Here is an 18,264-nt window from a genome sequence, read left to right on the forward strand (position 1 = left end):
AGAAATAAAGAGGGGCCGGCCGGCTTGTCGGGGGTGACTGATTGGATGGGCGGATGTTGCACGGGCTGTGGTCGCCGGGGTCCGGGTTGGTGCTGTGGCACGACCCGGGCGAGGACACGGCCGGGGATGCGGAGGGATTGCCGGAGCCGCTCGGGTCGATCGTGCGCGGGGCGAAGTGGCGGCATCGGGCGCAGGTGCTGGTGAGGGGGGAGTACGGGCCGGAGCAGACGCGGGTGCGGGCGCATGCGCTGGCACCGGAGACGGCTGCCCGGGTGCTGTCGCAGGAACTACCGGCGGGGGCGGTGGCCGGGGATCTGCGGTTTCTCGGGCATGTGGCGCGCGGGGTGCAGCGGTGGGTGCGGGCGGGGCGGGTGGTGCCGGAGGTGCGGCGGGACGACGGGGAGTGGTGGGTACGGTGGCGGCTGGTGGGCGGGCAGCGGCAGCGGGCCTGGCTGGCGGAGCTCGCGGTGGCCATGCCGGGTGCGTTGCAGGTGGCCGGGCGGCCCGCCGAGGTGCTGGAGAACCTCGTCGGCGAGTTGGCCGATCCTCTCGTGCGCCTGCACATTCCGGAGCGGCCGGATCGGGAATCGGGGTCGCATCCGCTGCTGACCGCGCTGGCCGAGGCGACGCCGCTGGAGACCGGATCGCATCGGGTGGCCTCGGTGCTGGACGACTGGCGGACCAGTCTCACCGCCGACGAGCCGGAGCTGGTGCTGCGGCTGCTGGAACCGGACGGCGAGGAACCGGGCGAACTGTGGCGGCTCGAGGTCTGCCTGCGCGAGGAAGGGGAGGCGCCGCAACCGGTGCTGCTGCCGGGGGATCCGCAGCTCATGCGGATTGCGGGGGAGAAGCTGGCGGCCGCCAAGCAGGCCTATCCGCGCCTGCGCGATCTGCCCGGCGATGCCCGCAGCATGGATCTGTTCCTGCCCACCGAGGTGGTGATGGATCTGGTCGCGCACGGGGCGAACGCGCTGCGGTCGGCCGGGGTGCGGCTCATGCTGCCGCGGGCCTGGCGGGTGGCCGCGCCCGCCATGAAACTGCGGGTGCAGAGCCCGGCCGCCACCGAAACCGCCGTCGGGCTCAAGGGTTTGGTGTCCTTCCGCTGGGAGCTGGCCCTGGGCGACACCGTGCTGACGCCCGCCGAGATGTCGCGGCTGATCGACGCGAAATCGGATCTGGTGCGGCTGCGCGGGGAATGGGTGCAGGCCGATCACCGTATGCTGGCCGCCGCCGCCGACTACGTCTCGGGCCGCACCGACGAGACCGAGACCACCGTCGGCGGCCTGTTCGCCGAGCTGTCCGCGCATCCGGTGATCGGGGTGCCGCTGGAGGAGGTCACCGCAACCGGCTGGGCCGCGGAGCTTTTCGACGGTGAGCGGTCGGTCGAGCCCGTCCCGGATCCGGTCGGGCTGAAGGCCCAGCTGCGGCCGTATCAGCAGCGCGGCCTGACCTGGCTGGCGGCCATGAGCCGGCTCGGATGCGGGGCGATCCTCGCCGACGACATGGGTCTCGGCAAGACCGTACAGGTACTGGCGCTGCTGGTGCACGAGCGTGAAACAGCCGCGGCCGCAAGCGAATCGGAGGCCCTCGGGCCTACCCTGCTGGTGTGCCCGATGTCGGTGGTGGGCAACTGGCAGCGGGAGGCCGAACGCTTCGCCCCGGATCTCCGGGTGCTGGTGCACCACGGCGCCGGCCGGCGCTCGGGCGCGGAATTGGCTGCGGCGGTGGCTGATTCGGATCTGGTGGTCACCACCTACGCGCTGCTGGCCCGGGATGTCGAGGACCTGAAGCGCCAGGACTGGCAGCGGGTCGTACTGGACGAGGCGCAGCACATCAAGAACGCGGGCACCCGGCAGGCGCGCGCGGCACGGCTGGTGCCGGCCCGGCACCGCCTGGCGCTCACCGGAACCCCGGTGGAGAACCGGCTCGAGGAGCTGCGCTCGATCCTGGATTTCGCCAATCCCAAGCTGCTGGGCAAGGCCTCCGAGTTCCATGCCCGCTTCGCGGTGCCGATCGAGCGCGAGCACGACGAGAACGCCGTCACCCGTCTGCGCGCGATCACCTCGCCGTTCGTGCTGCGTCGGGTCAAGACCGATCCTGCGGTGATCTCGGATCTGCCGGAGAAGATCGAGATGACGGTGCGGGCCAACCTGACCGTGGAGCAGGCAGCGCTGTATCAGGCCGTGCTGGACGATATGTCGGCCAAGCTGAAGGCGGCCGAGGGCATGGAGCGCAAGGGCGCGGTGCTGGCCGCGCTGACCCGGCTCAAGCAGGTGTGCAACCATCCCGCGCATTTCCTCGGCGACGGGTCGGCGCTGCTGCGCCGGGGGCATCATCGGTCGGGGAAGCTGGCGCTGGTGGAGGACATTCTGGAGTCGGCGATCGCCGACGGGGAGCGGGCGCTGCTGTTCACTCAGTTCGCGGAGTTCGGAAACCTGCTGGCGCCCTTCCTGTCCGAGCGTTTCGGGGCGGAGGTGCCGTTCCTGCACGGCGGGGTGAGCAAGCAGCGCCGCGACGACATGGTCACCCGCTTCCAGGAGGAGGACGGCGCGCCGCTCATGCTGCTGTCGCTCAAGGCGGGCGGCACCGGCCTCAACCTGACCGCCGCCAATCACGTGGTGCACCTGGACCGCTGGTGGAATCCGGCGGTGGAGAACCAGGCCACCGACCGCGCCTTCCGCATCGGCCAGCGCCGTGATGTCCAGGTGCGCAAGCTGGTCTGCGTCGACACCATCGAGGAGCGCGTCGACGACATGCTGAAGGGCAAGAGTCAGCTCGCCGACCTCACCGTGGGCACCGGCGAGAACTGGATCACCGAACTCGGCGACGAGGAATTGCGGGAACTGTTCGCCCTGGGATCGGAGGCGGTCGGCGAATGAGCAATGTCATCGACTTCAGCGAGTACGGCAAACGCCGCCCGGTGCGCGGCGGGGTGCAGCCGCGCAGCCGCCGCGGCACCGCGTTCGCCCGGACCTGGTGGGGCCGTTCGTTCCTGGAGGCGGTCGAGGGCGTGGCGGACGCCGGTCGCCTGGCCCGCGGCCGTTCCTACGCCCGCACCGGTCAGGTGGTGAACTACCGCCTGGAGCCCGGCCTGGTGAGCGCGGAGGTGCAGGGCAGCCAGCCCCGCCCGTTCATCTCGGTGCTGACCCTGCGGCAGTTGCGCGACGACCGCCTCGACGAGCTGGTGGACCTGGTCCGCGCCACCCCCGGCATGCTGGGCGAGATCGCCGCGGGCACCCTGCCCCAGGCCCTCGGCCCACTGCTGCTCCCCACCACGGTGTCGGAGCTCGACTTCTCGTGCAGCTGCCCCGATTCCGGCTGGCCCTGCAAGCACACCGCCGCCGTCTGCTACGTCATCGCCGAACGCCTCGACGAGCGCCCGGGCGAACTGCTCACCCTGCGCGGCGTCGAACTCGACGCCCTCATCGGCAGTGTCCAGCGCGCCGATCCGCCCGCCGAGTCCACCGATCTCTACGGCGACGCCACCGCGCTCCCCGCCCTCCCGAAGCCCGAATTCCGTCCGGCCCCGGACGATCTCGACGCCGTCCTGCTCCGCCAGGCCCTGCGCATGACGGCCGAGGACGAGCAGTCCGTCGCCGCCGGTCTCCGCGAACTCCGCGCCCTGTACCGTGCCCTCGACACCTGATCGCCTGATTCGCGGCCTGTTTCAGTAGCTGCGGACAACTCGAATCCCACAGTGGCCCAGCCGCTTCCGGAACGCTGGGAGTGCGTGCGGGTGCACGTCGGCCGTGACCCCCGCCGCCGCAGCGCTGACGGTCAGGCCGTGGCGGCGCGGGCGGCGGGCCGGCCCGTCCTGCGGCGTTCGCCCTGGGATTCGAAGTGGTAGTCGCGCAGGTCGAAATGGGCTGCGCGCCAGGCGGCTTCGGGAGTGCTCATGGCGCGCAGCGGGACGTCGCCGTTCTTGTCGAAGTAGTAGGAGTTGGCCAGGGTGCAGCTGTCCTGCCAGAAGACCTGGGTGCCGCGGCGGGCGAGCATTTCCTGGAAGTAGCGCTCGTTGGCCTCGGGGGTGACCTCGATGCGGGTCGCGGCGCGGCGGCGGGCATTGCGGAGCAGGCGCAGAATGTGGGTGGTCTGCATCTCGATGAGGGTGAAGTAGGACGCGCCGTTGTAGCCGTAGGGGCCGATGATGGTGAAGAAGTTGGGGAAGCCGGGCACACTGACCCCCTCGTAGGCCTGCAGGCGGTGGGTGTCCCACCAGTCCTCGAGGCGCAGGCCGCCGCTGCCGTGCAGGTCGAAGGTGGGCATATTGCCGGACTCCATGACCTTGAAGCCGGTGGCCATGATGAGCACGTCGACCTGGTGGTGGCGGTCGGTGGTGCGCAGTCCGGTGGCGGTGATCTCGGTGATGGGATCGGTTTCCAGCGTGACGTTCTCGCGGTTGAAGGTCTTCAGGTAGTCGTTGGAGAACGACGGGCGCTTGCAGCCCAGCGCGTATTTCGGCGTGAGCTGCTCCCGGACGACCGGGTCCTGCACCTGGTCGCGCAGGTGGGCCAGCCCGGTGCGCTCGCCGAGCTTCACCATGGGCAGCACCTTGTAGTAATGCGCCGAGAGCGGGAAGGTCAGCTCCACGAACGCCTGGCTGAGCCAGCGGGTGAGGAACTGCCCGCCGGGCAGCCGCATCAGCGCGCGCACCGGTGGCGGCACGGGCGCGTCCGGCCGGGGCAGGCACCAGATCGGAGTGCGCTGGAAGACGACGAGTTCCGACACCTCCGGGGCGATCTCGGGAATGATCTGGATGGCCGAGGCGCCGGTGCCGATGATGCCGACCCGCTTGCCACGCAGATCGATCCCGTGATCCCAGCGCGCGGTGTGCATGGTCTCGCCCCGGAACCGTTCCGCGCCGGGGATATCGGGCAGTTTGGGCCGGGTCAGCACCCCGGTCGCGCCGATCAGGAAGCGGCAGGTGAGCTCGTCGCCGTCGGTGGTGCGCACCCGCCACAGGTGCAGTGCGTCGTCGAAGTCGGCGCGGGCGATGGTGGTGCCGAACCTGATCCGTGGCCGCAGCCCGTATTTCTCGACGCAGTGCTCGGCGTACGCCTTCAACTCGCGTCCGGGCGCGTACACCCGCGACCAGGAGCGCTGCTTCTCGAACGAGTACTGGTAGCTGAACGACGGAATGTCCACGGCGATACCGGGATAGGTGTTCCAGTGCCAGGTGCCGCCCACCCCGTCGGCTTCGTCGATCATGACGAAATCGTCGAAACCGGCCTTGCGCAGCGCGATCGCGGTCCCGATTCCCGAGAATCCCGCGCCGACAATGACGATCTCGTGGTCCACGACGGTCTTTGTCACGATGCGCCCTCCGCGTAGATGATGCAGTCCACCCGATGCTCGACCCCGTCCACGGTGCGAATCCCGAGCGGCGCGAGCCGGGCGATGGGCCAGCTGATGAGCCGGCAGTTCCGCTGCCGCAGGGCCCGGTAGTAGCGACTGTGTACCCGCACCGCGGCGGGCCGATCCGGCGTCAGCTGCCGCCGCTCCCACGAATCCTCCACCTGCGCCCGCAGATTCGCCGCGGCCGCCCGCCGCAGCGCCTGCTGAGCGCACCAGCGCAGGACGCCCAGCCCTGAGGCACCCAGCCCTTGGGCGCCCAGCGCGCTCAGGACGGGTCTCGGAGCTCCACGGGCAACCTCCCCGGCTCCGGGATGCGGTGGACCGCCTTCGCGCGGCGCTCGTGTTGAACTGCGTTCCTCTGCACCCCTGCCGGCCGGCACGGTGCTGTCTCCCTGGCGGCCGGCCCTGCGCTCTTCCTGGCGAGCCGGATCTCCGGGCAACGGCGGCGCGGAGTCGCTGGGCAGCAGTCCCAATGCATCGGCGGGCAACTGGCGCAGCAGAATTCCGGCTCCGGAAACGGGTGGGGTGGGCAGAATCCAGATCGGATCATGCTGGAACACGGTTACCCTGCGCGCCTGGGCGACGATCGGCGGCACTATCCGGGCCAGTGCGGCGCCGCTGCCGATGACCGCGACGTGCAGGCGATCCAGCTCGTGCTGGTCACGCCAGTGGGTGCAGTGAATCGTGGGCCCGGTGTAGGCGTCGCGGGCTCTGCCCGGGTCGCTCCGGCGGATCGGGGCGGTCATTTCGCCACCGGCTCGGAGGTCAGGGCCTTGGACCAGGAGGGGGTGTGGCGCAGGACGCGCACGGGGAAGTGGTCGATGGCCTTGTTCAGGGCGTCGTTGATGCCCTGGATCGGCTGCCAGTGGTTGATGGTGGCCATGCCGTGCAGGCGGACCACGTGGTAGAGCGGCATGCGCTTGATGTCCGGGCTGCGGTCACCGGCTTTCTCATAGCGCCGCACGGCATTCCAGAGCTTCTCCTCGTCCAGCCCCATCGCCATGATGTTGGCGGACATGCGGGACAGCAGCGGCGTGTACAGCAGCGCGCCGAGCAGGAAGGTGGGCCGCAGCGCGAAACCCACGGTCTCGATGGCGATTCGTCGCAGCGGTCCCGCGCCGAGCTGCTCGAGCACTTGGAACCCCACCGCCAGATGCCGGGACTCGTCGCTGTTGATGTGCCGGAACACCTCGTGGCACAGTGGATCCCGCACCTCGTCGAGCAGGAACTTCACCAGTGCCCCGTCCAGCGCACACTCCAGCGAGGGGATCACGGTGCCGAGCACGGGCAGGGACAGATCGTCCCCGTACCGGTCCAGCCATTCGATGACGAGCCGGATGTTCTTGTTGGGCAGCGGCATCGCGCCCCTGTCGAGCATGCCCCAGCGCCGCATCAGGGCCAGTTCGGCATTGGCGTGCTTCTGCTCCTCGGCGTGGAAGTACCGGTAGATCTCCTTGAGCGGCCCGTCGGGGGCGCGCAGCGTGAGCGCCGCGAACCCGCGGGCGCCGACGTGCTCGATCCACACCAGATCGGCCATGAAGGCCGCGAGCGCGGGTCGCTGCTCATCGGTGATGAGCTCGGCTCCCGGTGCGTCCCAGTCGAGATCGGCCAGCGCCCACTGCCGATCCTGGACGACACCGAGCATGTCGGAATACGCGAACGCCATTGTTCAACTCCTTGCCGCTGTGGCTACCGCACCAGCCGCTCCAGCAATCCGGCGGCGCGGGTGTAGGTCTCGGGCAGCAGTCGCTTGGACTGCCAGATCGCCTTGGCCTCGAGCTGCGGGACCACGTACAGCTGACCGTGATCCACCGCGTCGAGGGTGGCGCGGGCGATGGACGCGGGCGGGCGGCCGGTCCAGCGGATGAGGCGGTCGCCCCAGAGCTGGATGGTCTCGTCGCCGATCTCCACGCCTTCCAGAATGTTGGTCCGCACCCCGGTGGGACACAGCACGGTGACGGTGACGCCGGTGCCGGACAGTTCCGCGGCCAGCGTTTCCGACAGCGCCAGCACCCCGGCCTTGCTCACGTTGTAGGCGCCCATGCGCGGCGCGGACCCGAAGGCGGCCGCGGAGGCCACGTTCACGATCGAGCCGTGTCCGCTCGTGCGCAGCCGGGGCGCGAAGACGTGGCAGCCGTGGATGACGCCCCACAGATTGACGTCGAGCACCTGATGCCATTCCGCGGGCGGGGTGTCGCCGATGAGTGTGCCGCCGCGCCCGATACCGGCATTGTTGACCACCAGATCCGGGCTCTTGCCGAACCATTCCTCGGCGGTGTTCGCCAGCACGGTCACCTGGTCCAGGCTGCGCACGTCGCAGACGGTGTCGAAGGCCTTTCCCCCGGTGTCGCCGATCATTTCGGCGGTGTCGCGGGCGCGCCCGGCGTCGATGTCGGAGCAGACCACCCGCCCGCCGCGCTTGCCGATCTCGATCGCGAAGGCGCGGCCGATGCCGCTGCCCGCGCCGGTCACCACCGCGTCCGCCTGCTGAGTGCGGCGGGGTCCGCCGAAGGGGTTGAGTCGCATGGGAACTCCCGGGGCCGTGCCGTCCGGGCAGTCAAGTGGTGGCGTGTGCCACCATTGGCCGCACCTGCCACCAATTAGGCTCCCGGTGCGCTATTTTGTCAACTATGGACGTGCCCGCACCGGCAGCCGCCGACGTGTCCCCGGGGCCCGCGCCGACCCGGCGCGGCGGCACCTGGGGCGGCCGCACCCAGGAGGAACGCCGCGCCGAGCGCCGCGAGCGGCTGATCGCGGCGGCGCTGGACATCTGGCTCGAAAACGGCTGGGCCGCAGTGACCATGCGCGGCGTGTGCACCCGCGCGGGCCTCAATGACCGCTACTTCTACGAGCACTTCGCCGATCGCGACCAACTGCTGGGCGCGGTCTGGGACGAGGTCGGATTCCAGGTGCTGACGGAACTCTCGGCCGTGGTCGCCGAGAACCTCGAGCATCCGGCGCTGGGCATTCTGCGCCTGGCCATCGCTCGCGCGGTCGCCCTGCAGTCGGAGGGCCCGGCGCGCATCCTTTTCGGCGACCATGCCGGCAGCCGCATCCTCGAGGAGCGCCGCACCGCCATGCTCACCGAGGCCACCGACCTGCTGATCGCCACCGCCCGCCCCTACCTGCGGCCCGGTGTCGACGAATCCGACCTGCGCATGGGCGTTCTCATGGGCATCGGCGGCTTCATCGAACTCCTGACCGCCTGGCGCACGGGCGCCATCGACGCCGACGCCACCCGCATCGTCGACCATGTCAGCCGCACTGCCGATCTGCTCGGCGCGCCGTACCTCTCTTTGCCCGGTTAGCGGCTACTTCACCGCCCAGACCATGGACTCCGGCCCGGCGAGGTGCTCGGTCAGGGGGTCGCGGAAACCGGTGTCGGCCAGCCAGGTTCGCAGGTCGGCGGCGGTGTAGTCGAAGCCGCCGGGGGTCTCGATGAGCATGTTGAGGCTCATCAGCAGACCGGAGAGGTTGGTGCGGCGGTCGTCGTCGATGAGCGACTCGTAGACGAGGATGGCGCCGCCGTCGGGGAGGGCGCGGTGGGCCTTCTCCAGCAGCATGAGCTTGGTGGGCAGGTCCCAGTTGTGCAGGATGTGGCCGAAGACCAGGACATCGGCCTCGGGCAGCTCATCGGTGAAGAAGTCGCCGGCCTGGAAGATGGCCCGATCCGCCACCGGCGCACTGTATTCGGTGAAGATCGGCTCGACTGCCGGCACGTCGTAGCCGATGCCGTGCAGGTGCGGATTGGTCTCCAGGACGGTGCGCAGCAGCGCGCCCTGGGCGGTGCCGATATCGGCCATCGACTTCCAGCGATGCCACGGGAACACCTCGGCGAGGGCGTGCGCGCCGGGCAGCGACAGCCCGGTCATGGCGCGCTGAAAGTCATAGAGCCGCTGTGGATCCCGGTAGAGCGTGGTGAAGAAGTCGCCGCCGTCGCGGGCCTCGTTCTGCGGCTGCCCGGTGCGCAGGCCCTCGGTGAGCCGGCCCCAGAACGGGTAGAGCCGGGCCGCGGCCATCTCCAGGAAGCCGCCGATGTACTCGCTGCCGGTGCTGTCCAGGTAGGTGGCGGTGTCGGCGGTATTGGCGTACCGATCGTCGGTGCGCCGCAGCATCTCCATGGCCACCAGCGCGTCGAAGAAGTCGCGGGCGGCCCGCGGATGCAGGCCCAGTTCGCGCTGTAGCTGTTCCGCGGTCAGTTGCCGATGCCCGAGCACCGTGAACACGCCGAGTTCGACTGCGCTGAGCAAGGTCCGGGACTCCCAGAAACCCATTCCGATCCGCAGGATCCGTTCCATGGCGCATCACGATAGCCACAGCGACCCTGCGGCAAAGGCGGACGCGGCAAATCCGTCCCGGGGAGTGGGCTCAGAGCACGTCGATCCCGTACACCCGTTCGGCATTGCGGCGGAAGATCTGCTCGATGGCCTTGTCGTCGGCCCCGTGCCCGGCCAGCGCGGTGGCCACCGCCTCCGCGGCATTCGGGATGGTCGTAATCGGCTTGTCCACCGGGAAGTTCGAGCCCCAGATGAGCCGATCGGCACCGAACGCGTCGAGCGCGTGCTCCAGCATCGGCGAAATCCGTTCCAGCAGCACCGGAACCGGGGTCGGCTGACCCCGCCGCGGCACCGGATGCCCGAGGATCGGCATCATCAGGCCGCTCACCTTGGCCACCACATTGGCGTGCTGGGCGAGAGCGGTGAGGTCGTCGCGCCAGCGCACGAACAACTCGCGCCGCTGCCCGGGATTGCGCCCGGTGTTCCGCCCGACCGGCCCGAAAATACCTGCGGGCGTGGCGAGATGGTTGAGCACGATGGTGGTGCCGGGATAGCGCTCGGCCAGCGCGGCCACCTCGGGCAGCTGTCCCGAGTACACCCACGCCTCGAACGCGAGCTCGCGGTCGGCGAGCGCGCCGAAGCCGTCCAGGAAGGCAGGAGAAGTGAGCAGGCCGGGGGTCTTGCAGGTCGCGCGCACGTCCGGGTCCGGGTGGTATTCGACGCGGGCGCGAATGCCCCGGAACAGCGGCGAGGCGGCCCGGTGCGCGTCGAGCAGTTCGGCGAACTCGGCGGCGGTGGGGTCGCCCGCGCCCATGATCGCCCCGAGCGCGGGGGTGTCCACGCCGAAGGGCAGGCTGCTCACCCACCGGGTTTCGTCGGCGGGCCCGAGCGGGCCCTTGCCGACCCACTCCACCTCGATGTGCACGATGGCCTCGACCGGAACGTCCCCGGCGTCTTCCTGATAGTCACGCGGCAGGTACGGATGGATGACAGGTGTTGGATCCCCGACGAATTCGCGGTCGCGCCGCGGCGCCAGCCGTTTCGCCAGATCGATCGGTACCGGCACATAGCGGAACAGCTTCGCCAGCCCGCTGAACTCACGTGGCGTGGTGAGCGGATCCCACTGGTGAATGTGGGCGTCCACGACAGTCATTCCCGCGAGGTCCATGAGGTCCCTTCCGCCTGGGTCGGCCTGCCCCGGATTGTTCCACGCCGATGCGTCCGCGCTCCGGAAATCAGACCCGGAAATCAGACACTGAAACCACCTGCCGCGTTCCGGCCCGCTGTCGTCCCCCGGTCATGTCGTCGGAACGATGGTGTGCGCGCCGAGGGCCGCCGCGGCCTTCGCCAGGCGGAGGTCGAGTGTCACCAGCGGGACGGTGCTCAGACATTGCGCCGATACTGACCGCCCACTGTGAAGAAGGTGTCCGTGACCTGCTGGAGTGTGCACACCCGCGCGGCCTCCATCAGCACCTCGAAAACGTTCTCGTCGCTCGCCGCGGCGGCCGCGAGCCGGGCCAGCGCCGCGGGCGCCGCATCCCGGTGCCGATCGGTGAATTCGCGGACTCGTTGCAGCTGAGACTGCTTTTCGGCCTCGGTGCCACGGGCCAGTTCCAGCACCCGAGGCGCTTCCTCGTGCCCATTGCGGAAGGTATTGACCCCGATGATGGGCAGGCTGCCGTCGTGCTTGCGCCGCTCGTAGAGCATGGACTCGTCCTGGATCCGCCCGCGCTGATAGCCGGTCTCCATGGCCCCGAGCACCCCGCCGCGCTCGCTGATCCGCTCGAACTCGCGCAGCACCGCCTCCTCCACCAGATCGGTCAGCTCGTCGATGATGAAGCTGCCCTGCAGCGGGTTCTCGTTCATCGCGAGCCCCCACTCCCGGTTGATGATGAGCTGGATGGCCAGCGCCCGGCGCACCGATTCCTCGGTCGGCGTGGTGACCGCCTCGTCGTAGGCATTGGTGTGCAGGCTGTTGCAGTTGTCGTACACCGCGATGAGCGCCTGCAGTGTGGTGCGAATGTCGTTGAAGCTCATCTCCTGTGCGTGCAGTGACCGCCCGGAGGTCTGCACGTGGTACTTCAGCTTCTGTGACCGCTCGTTGGCCCCGTACCGGTCGCGCATGGCGATGGCCCAGATGCGCCGCGCCACCCGGCCGATCACCGAGTACTCGGCGTCCATGCCATTGGAGAAGAAGAACGACAGGTTGGGCGCGAAGTCGTCGATGTCCATGCCCCGCGCGAGATACGCCTCCACATAGGTGAAGCCGTTGGCCAGCGTGAAGGCCAGCTGGCTGATCGGGTTCGCCCCGGCCTCGGCGATGTGATAGCCGGAGATGGACACCGAGTAGAAGTTGCGAACGCCGTTGCGCACGAACCACTCCTGGATGTCGGCCATCATGCGCAGGCTGAACTCGGTGGAGAAGATGCAGGTGTTCTGACCCTGGTCCTCCTTGAGGATGTCGGCCTGCACGGTGCCGCGCACCGTGGCCAGGGTGCGGGCGCGCAGGCCGGCCGCCTCGTCGGGGGTGGGCTCGCGGCCCTGCTCGGCCGCGAACTCCGCCACCGCCTGATCGATGGCGGCATTGAGGAAGTAGGCCAGAATCGTCGGCGCGGGACCGTTGATGGTCATGGACACCGAGGTCGTAGGCGCGTCGAGGTCGAAGCCGTCGTAGAGCGCCTTCATATCGTCGAGGGTGGCGATGGACACCCCGGAGGTGCCGACCTTGCCGTAGATGTCCGGCCGCTCGGCCGGGTCGTGCCCGTACAGCGTGACCGAGTCGAAGGCGGTCGAAAGCCGTTTGGCCTCGGCGTGTTCGGAGAGCACCTTGAACCGGCGGTTGGTTCGGAAGGCATCGCCCTCGCCCGCGAACATGCGCGCCGGATCCTCGTTGTCGCGTTTGAACGGGAACACCCCGGCGGTGAACGGGAAGCGGCCCGGCAGGTTTTCCGAGCGCAGGAATCGCAGCAGCTCACCGTGATCGGTGAAGCGGGGGAGCGCCACCCGGGGAATCGAGCTGCCGGACAACGTCTCCCGGCGCAGCGCTGTCCGCAGCTCCCGATCGCGGACCCGCACCACCTGTTCGTCGCCGCGGTACGATTCCGCGACCGCTGGCCATTCCGCCAGCAGCGCAGCGGTTTCCGGCGTCCGGCCGGCGAGAGCCTGCGCGAGCAGCCCGCGCAGCACCTCTCCGGCGGCATCGGACGCGACGGCATCGCTGGTGGCCGCGGTCGCCGGGGCCGGGAGTGCGCCGTCGCCCGGCAGCTCGGCGAGTACCTGCTCCAGGCGCTGGACACGCCGCGCGGCTTCCATCTCGCGCGCGGTGCCGGCATGGTAATCCCGCACGGCTTCTGCGATTTCGGCCAGATAGCGCACGCGGGCGGGCGGAATGATCTGGGCGAAGCGGGTGGAGGTGCGGGTGGCCACCCGCGGCAGCACGCCTTCCTGCAGAGGCAACCCCTGCTCGGCGAGCAATCCGCTCAGGTGCTGGTAGAGCGCCGTCACCCCGTCATCGTTGAAGGTCGCCGCGCTGGTGCCGAAGACCGGCATGTCCTCGGGCGTGGCGTGGAACTCCTCCCGATTCCGCACCAGCTGCCGCGACACATCGCGCAGCGCGTCCTCGGCCCCGCGCCGCTCGAACTTGTTGATGGCCACCACATCCGCGTAATCGAGCATGTCGATCTTCTCGAGCTGGGAGGCCGCGCCGAACTCCGGCGTCATCACGTACAGCGACACGTCCACGTGCTCGGCGATGGCGGCGTCACCCTGGCCGATGCCGGGCGTCTCCAGGATCACCAGATCGAATCCCGCTGCCTTGCAGGCGATCACCATGGTGTCGATATCGTGCGGCAGTTCCCGCTCGCCCCGGGTGGCCAGCGACCGGAAGTAGACCCGTTCGCCGTCGAGGGCGTTCATCCGGATCCGGTCGCCCAGCAGCGCGCCCCCGCCGCGCCGCCGGGTCGGGTCCACCGCCAGCACCGCGACCCGCAGCTTGTCCTGCTGATCGGTGCGCAGCCGCCGCACGAGTTCGTCTGTGAGAGAGGACTTTCCGGATCCGCCGGTGCCGGTGATGCCCAGCACGGGCACGTGCCGCACGGCCGCCGCGGCCGTCAGCGCCGCTCGGTCCGCCTCCGGCAGCGTCCCCTGCTGCAGGCAGGTGATGGTCCGCGCCAGCGCCGCCCGATCCCCGCTCAGCACCGCCTCCACCGACGCGGGCGTATGTGAAAGATCCACGTCGCAGTCCGAAATCAGGCGATTGATCATCCCCGGCAGCCCGAGCCGCTGCCCGTCCTCCGGTGAGAAGATGGTCACCCCCGAGTCGGCCAGCCGCGCGATCTCCTCGGGAATGATCACCCCGCCGCCCCCGCCGAAGATCTTCACGTGCTCGGCCCCGGCCTCTTTCAAGGCCTGCGCCAGGTACTCGAAGTACTCGATGTGCCCGCCCTGATACGAGCTGACCGCGACGCCCTGCACGTCCTCGGTGACGGCCGCGTCCACGACGTCGCGTACGGCCCGGTTGTGCCCCAGATGAATCACCTCGGCTCCCTGGGCCTGCAGGATTCTTCGCATGATGTTGATGGCCGCGTCATGGCCGTCGAACAGCGCCGCTGCGGTCACGAACCGCACTGGATGAACCGGGACATGCAGATCGGGCATGCGGTTGCTCCAACTCTCGGAGGCTCTCTGGGTGCTGTGAATTATCCCACAGCCAATACTTGGATGTCCAACTATAGGATCGCCACAGACCGCGCAATCGGCGCGCAAGCATCGAGACAGGACTGGCATGGTTCGCGAACTGACTCACTTCATCGGCGGAAAGCACGTCCCGGGAACTTCGGGCAACTTCGGCGATGTGTTCAACCCCAGCACCGGCCAGGTTCAGGCACGGGTGCCGCTGGCGAGCAAGAGTGAGGTCGAGGCGGTCATCGCGAATGCCGCCGCCGCACAGCCGGCCTGGGCCGCCATGAACCCGCAGAAGCGCGCCCGGATCCTGATGAAGTTCCTGACCCTGGTGCAGGACGAGATGGATTCGCTGGCCGCACTGCTCTCCAGCGAGCACGGCAAGACCATCGCCGACGCCAAGGGCGACATCCAGCGTGGCCTCGAGGTCATCGAATTCGCCGTCGGCATCCCGCACCTGCTCAAGGGCGAGTACACCGAGAGCGCCGGCACCGGCATCGACGTGTACTCCATGCGGCAGCCGCTGGGCGTGGTCGCGGGCATCACCCCGTTCAACTTCCCGGCCATGATCCCGCTGTGGAAGGCCGGACCGGCGCTGGCCTGCGGTAATGCCTTCGTGCTCAAGCCCTCCGAGCGCGACCCCTCGGTGCCGCTGCGGCTGGCCGAGCTGTTCCTCGAGGCCGGACTGCCCGCGGGCATCTTCAATGTGGTCAACGGCGACAAGGAAGCCGTCGACACGCTGCTGCACGACGAGCGCATCAAGGCCGTCGGCTTCGTCGGCTCCACCCCGATCGCGCAGTACATCTACGAGACCGCCTCCGCCAACGGCAAGCGCGCCCAGTGCTTCGGCGGCGCCAAGAACCACGCCATCGTGATGCCGGACGCCGACCTCGACGATGTGGCCGACCAGCTCATCGGCGCGGGCTACGGCTCCGCGGGTGAGCGCTGCATGGCCATCTCGGTCGCCGTGCCGGTGGGCGAGGAGACCGCGGATCGCCTGCGCGCCAAGCTCATCGAGCGCATCAACAAGCTCAATGTCGGCGTCTCCGACGACCCGGGCGCGGACTTCGGCCCGCTGGTCGGCCGCGACGGCGTGGACCGGGTGAACAACTACGTCCAGATCGGCGTCGACGAGGGCGCGGAACTGGTGATCGACGGACGCGGCCTGGTCGTCGAGGGCGGCGAGGACGGATTCTTCGCGGGCGCTTCGCTGTTCGACCGCGTCACCCCGGAGATGCGGATCTACAAGGAGGAGATCTTCGGGCCGGTGCTGGCCCTGGTTCGCGCCAAGGACTACGAAGAGGCGCTGCGCCTGCCCAACGAGCACGAATACGGCAATGGCGTCGCCATTTTCACCCGCGACGGCGACACCGCCCGCGATTTCGCCGCCCGCGTCCAGGTCGGCATGGTCGGCATCAATGTGCCGATCCCGGTGCCGATCGCGTACCACACCTTCGGCGGCTGGAAGCGCTCCGGCTTCGGCGACCTCAACCAGCACGGCCCGGACTCGATCCGCTTCTACACCAAGACCAAGACGGTGACGCAGCGCTGGCCCGCGGGACTCAAGGAGTCCAACGCCTTCGTCATCCCGACCATGGACTGACCTGATGTTCGTACTTGACGAGGACGAGAAGGCGATCGTCGAGACCGCCCGCTCCTTCGCCGACGAGCTGCTCGCGCCCAATGCCCTGGAATGGGATGAACGCAAGCACTTCCCGGTGGACGTGCTGCGCAAGGCGGGCTCGCTCGGCCTGGGCGGCATCTACGTGCGCGAGGACGTGGGCGGCTCGGAGCTGCGGCGGCTGGACGCCGTGCGCATCTTCGAGCAGCTGGCCACCGGCTGCCCGGCCGTGGCCGCCTACATCTCCATCCACAATATGGCCACGTGGATGATCGACACCTACGGCAATGCGGCGCAACGCAATCGGTGGCTGCCGGGGCTGAGCTCCATGGACCTGCTGGCCTCCTACGCGCTGACCGAGCCGGGCGTCGGCTCCGACGCGGCGGCGCTGAGCACCAAGGCCGTCCGTGACGGCGACGACTACCTGCTCACCGGCGTCAAGCAGTTCATCTCCGGCGCGGGCAGCACCGACGTGTACGTCATCATGGCGCGCACCGGAAGCGAAGGGGCGCGCGGGATCTCGGCCTTCATCGTCCCGGCCGATACGCCCGGGCTGTCCTTCGGGGCCAACGAGAAGAAGATGGGCTGGAACGCGCAGCCCACCCGGCAGGTGATTCTCGACAATGCCCGGATCCCGGCGGCCAACCTGCTGGGCGAGGAGGGCAACGGCTTCCGCATCGCCATGAACGGGCTCAATGGCGGACGGTTGAACATCGCCGCCTGCTCGATGGGCGGGGCGCAGGCCGCGCTCGATCGGACCGTCGCCTATCTGGCCCAGCGCAAGGCGTTCGGCTCGCGACTGCTGGACAACACCGCCCTGCAGTTCGAGCTGGCCGACATGCGCACCTCGCTGGAGGCCGCCCGCACCCTGCTGTGGCGGGCTGCGGCCGCGCTGGACGCCGACGCCCCCGACAAGGTGGAGCTGTGCGCCATGGCCAAGCGGTTCGCCACCGACGCCGGGTTCGAGGTGGCCAACAAGGCCCTGCAACTCCACGGTGGCTACGGTTACCTGGCCGAATACGGCATCGAGAAGATCGTCCGCGACCTGCGGGTGCATCAGATTCTCGAGGGCACGAACGAAATCATGCGGGTGGTCGTCGCCCGCTCGGTGGTAGGGGCGGCGTGAACGGTCAGGGTCCGGAGGCGGCAGCCTGCGTAACCACGGAGGACCCCCGTTCGCGCCAGAAAGGAAACAGCATGAGCGCTGAGGCATCGAAGAGCACGGTGCGCGAACCCGAGGTGTTGATCGAGCAGCGCGACGGCCTCGGCCTGATCACGCTCAACCGGCCCCGCGCCATCAATGCGCTCAATCACCCGATGGCGCTGACCATCCTGGACGCGCTGCGGTCCTGGGCGGACGACGACGAGGTGCGCGCGGTGGTGCTCACCGGCGCGGGCGAGCGCGGGCTGTGCGCGGGCGGCGACATCGTCGCCATCCACAACGACGCCGAGCACGCTGTGGCCCAGGGTGATTCGCCCGCGGTGGCCGCGGATTCCCCGAGCGGCACGTTCTGGCGCGACGAGTACATCCTCAATGCCCTCATCGGCCGCTACCCGAAGCCGTATGTCGCGGTCATGGACGGCATCGTCATGGGCGGCGGCGTCGGCCTGTCCGGGCACGCCTCGCACCGCATCGTGACCGAGCGGTCCATGGTCGGGATGCCCGAGACCGGCATCGGCTTCATCCCGGACGTCGGCGGCACCTACCTGCTGGCGCACGCACCCGGCGAGATCGGCACCCATGTCGCGCTCACCACCGCGCGCATGTCCGCCGGCGACGCCATCGCGGCCGGGTTCGCCGACTATTTCGTTCCGTCGGAACACATTCCGGCGCTGCTGGAGGCGCTGACCACCGCCGAGGTCGACGTGGCCATCGCCAAGTTCGCGCAGCCCGCACCGGTCTCGGAGTTCGTGGCACAGCAGGAGTGGATCGACTCCTGCTACAGCGCGGACACCGTCGAGGAGATCGTGCACCGGCTGCAGCTCGACGGCCGGGCCGAGGCCGCCAAGGCCGCCGCCGACGTGCTGTCGAAATCGCCTGTGGCGCTGAAGGTCACGCTGCGCTCGCTGCGCGATGCGCGCCGGGCCGCCGACCTCGAGACGGCGCTGAACCAGGAGTACCGGGTCTCCGTCGCCGCCCTGAACACCCACGACCTGGTGGAGGGCATCCGCGCCCAGGTCATCGACAAGGACCGCAACCCGCAGTGGTCGCCCGCCACCCTGGCGGACGTCACCGACGCCGACGTCGACGCCTACTTCGGCGCGCTCGGCGATCGCGAATTGGGTTTGGCCGCACCCGTTTCAGGCGAATAGAGCATTGAAGGACGAGTA

The 18,264-nt window shown here is 69.3% G+C and carries 12 protein-coding genes and 1 pseudogene; 6 read left to right on the forward strand and 7 right to left on the reverse strand.

Annotated features, from left to right (window positions below):
- The first annotated feature begins 53 nt into the window (after positions 1-53).
- Together ABZV44_RS41340 and ABZV44_RS41345 are read left to right on the forward strand one after the other, a co-directional pair.
- Complete coding sequence (locus ABZV44_RS41340) at positions 54-2,879, forward strand: DEAD/DEAH box helicase (protein WP_354849438.1); 2,826 nt, start codon at positions 54-56, stop codon at positions 2,877-2,879.
- Positions 2,876-3,646, forward strand: a complete 771-nt coding sequence (locus ABZV44_RS41345; protein ID WP_354849441.1) for an SWIM zinc finger family protein — start codon at positions 2,876-2,878, stop codon at positions 3,644-3,646. Before ABZV44_RS41340 ends, ABZV44_RS41345 begins: the two co-directional genes overlap by 4 nt.
- A 131-nt stretch (positions 3,647-3,777) precedes the next feature.
- Here the strand turns inward: ABZV44_RS41345 and ABZV44_RS41350 are convergent, their stop codons facing one another.
- The 4 genes and pseudogenes from ABZV44_RS41350 to ABZV44_RS41365 all read right to left on the reverse strand — a co-directional run bounded on the left by ABZV44_RS41350 (position 3,778) and on the right by ABZV44_RS41365 (position 7,881).
- On the reverse strand, positions 3,778-5,313 hold the full coding sequence (locus ABZV44_RS41350; protein WP_354849444.1) for an NAD(P)/FAD-dependent oxidoreductase: 1,536 nt from the start codon (positions 5,311-5,313) through the stop codon (positions 3,778-3,780).
- Between the two features lie 5 nt (positions 5,314-5,318).
- A pseudogene (locus ABZV44_RS41355) lies at positions 5,319-5,534 on the reverse strand (4-hydroxyacetophenone monooxygenase); the annotation flags it as partial.
- A gap of 563 nt (positions 5,535-6,097) precedes the next feature.
- The gene (locus ABZV44_RS41360; RefSeq protein WP_354849446.1) at positions 6,098-7,021 is read right to left on the reverse strand and encodes a ferritin-like domain-containing protein; all 924 of its coding nucleotides are present in this window, start codon (positions 7,019-7,021) and stop codon (positions 6,098-6,100) included.
- A 23-nt stretch (positions 7,022-7,044) separates the two neighbouring features.
- Positions 7,045-7,881, reverse strand: coding sequence for an SDR family NAD(P)-dependent oxidoreductase (locus ABZV44_RS41365; protein ID WP_354849449.1), 837 nt, complete (start codon positions 7,879-7,881; stop codon positions 7,045-7,047).
- A 104-nt stretch (positions 7,882-7,985) separates the two neighbouring features.
- On the opposite strand from ABZV44_RS41365, the gene ABZV44_RS41370 reads away from it, so the two are divergent.
- A complete protein-coding gene (locus ABZV44_RS41370) occupies positions 7,986-8,663 on the forward strand; it encodes a TetR/AcrR family transcriptional regulator (RefSeq protein ID WP_354849451.1) in 678 nt (225 codons plus the stop codon).
- Positions 8,664-8,666: 3 nt separating this feature from the next.
- Here ABZV44_RS41370 and ABZV44_RS41375 read toward each other — a convergent pair whose 3' ends face one another.
- From ABZV44_RS41375 to icmF, 3 genes are all read right to left on the reverse strand, one after another.
- Positions 8,667-9,653 carry a methyltransferase gene (locus tag ABZV44_RS41375; RefSeq protein WP_354849454.1) on the reverse strand — a complete coding sequence of 329 codons (987 nt, stop codon included), beginning with the start codon at positions 9,651-9,653 and terminating at the stop codon, positions 8,667-8,669.
- Positions 9,654-9,723: 70 nt separating this feature from the next.
- Positions 9,724-10,800, reverse strand: coding sequence for an amidohydrolase family protein (locus ABZV44_RS41380; protein WP_354849457.1), 1,077 nt, complete (start codon positions 10,798-10,800; stop codon positions 9,724-9,726).
- Positions 10,801-11,015: 215 nt separating this feature from the next.
- Positions 11,016-14,288 carry a fused isobutyryl-CoA mutase/GTPase IcmF gene (gene icmF / locus ABZV44_RS41385; protein WP_354849459.1) on the reverse strand — a complete coding sequence of 1,091 codons (3,273 nt, stop codon included), beginning with the start codon at positions 14,286-14,288 and terminating at the stop codon, positions 11,016-11,018.
- A gap of 127 nt (positions 14,289-14,415) precedes the next feature.
- On the opposite strand from icmF, the gene ABZV44_RS41390 reads away from it, so the two are divergent.
- From ABZV44_RS41390 to ABZV44_RS41400, 3 genes are all read left to right on the forward strand, one after another.
- On the forward strand, positions 14,416-15,915 hold the full coding sequence (locus ABZV44_RS41390; RefSeq protein WP_354849462.1) for a CoA-acylating methylmalonate-semialdehyde dehydrogenase: 1,500 nt from the start codon (positions 14,416-14,418) through the stop codon (positions 15,913-15,915).
- A 4-nt stretch (positions 15,916-15,919) separates the two neighbouring features.
- Complete coding sequence (locus ABZV44_RS41395) at positions 15,920-17,059, forward strand: acyl-CoA dehydrogenase family protein (protein ID WP_354849465.1); 1,140 nt, start codon at positions 15,920-15,922, stop codon at positions 17,057-17,059.
- A gap of 71 nt (positions 17,060-17,130) precedes the next feature.
- Complete coding sequence (locus tag ABZV44_RS41400) at positions 17,131-18,246, forward strand: enoyl-CoA hydratase/isomerase family protein (RefSeq protein ID WP_354849468.1); 1,116 nt, start codon at positions 17,131-17,133, stop codon at positions 18,244-18,246.
- The last annotated feature ends 18 nt before the right edge of the window (positions 18,247-18,264 follow it).

The sequence above is a fragment of the Nocardia sp. NPDC004860 genome, from assembly GCF_040609015.1.
Lineage (GTDB): Bacteria > Actinomycetota > Actinomycetes > Mycobacteriales > Mycobacteriaceae > Nocardia.

Coding starts and splice junctions, on each gene's coding strand:
- ABZV44_RS41375 (WP_354849454.1), bottom strand. CDS start 9,653: ATGGAACGGATCCTGCGGATCGGAATGGGTTTCTGGGAGTCCCGGACC.
- ABZV44_RS41360 (WP_354849446.1), bottom strand. CDS start 7,021: ATGGCGTTCGCGTATTCCGACATGCTCGGTGTCGTCCAGGATCGGCAG.
- ABZV44_RS41390 (WP_354849462.1), top strand. CDS start 14,416: ATGGTTCGCGAACTGACTCACTTCATCGGCGGAAAGCACGTCCCGGGA.
- ABZV44_RS41370 (WP_354849451.1), top strand. CDS start 7,986: ATGGACGTGCCCGCACCGGCAGCCGCCGACGTGTCCCCGGGGCCCGCG.
- ABZV44_RS41400 (WP_354849468.1), top strand. CDS start 17,131: ATGAGCGCTGAGGCATCGAAGAGCACGGTGCGCGAACCCGAGGTGTTG.
- ABZV44_RS41365 (WP_354849449.1), bottom strand. CDS start 7,881: ATGCGACTCAACCCCTTCGGCGGACCCCGCCGCACTCAGCAGGCGGAC.
- ABZV44_RS41395 (WP_354849465.1), top strand. CDS start 15,920: ATGTTCGTACTTGACGAGGACGAGAAGGCGATCGTCGAGACCGCCCGC.
- icmF (WP_354849459.1), bottom strand. CDS start 14,288: ATGCCCGATCTGCATGTCCCGGTTCATCCAGTGCGGTTCGTGACCGCA.
- ABZV44_RS41345 (WP_354849441.1), top strand. CDS start 2,876: ATGAGCAATGTCATCGACTTCAGCGAGTACGGCAAACGCCGCCCGGTG.
- ABZV44_RS41340 (WP_354849438.1), top strand. CDS start 54: ATGTTGCACGGGCTGTGGTCGCCGGGGTCCGGGTTGGTGCTGTGGCAC.
- ABZV44_RS41380 (WP_354849457.1), bottom strand. CDS start 10,800: ATGGACCTCGCGGGAATGACTGTCGTGGACGCCCACATTCACCAGTGG.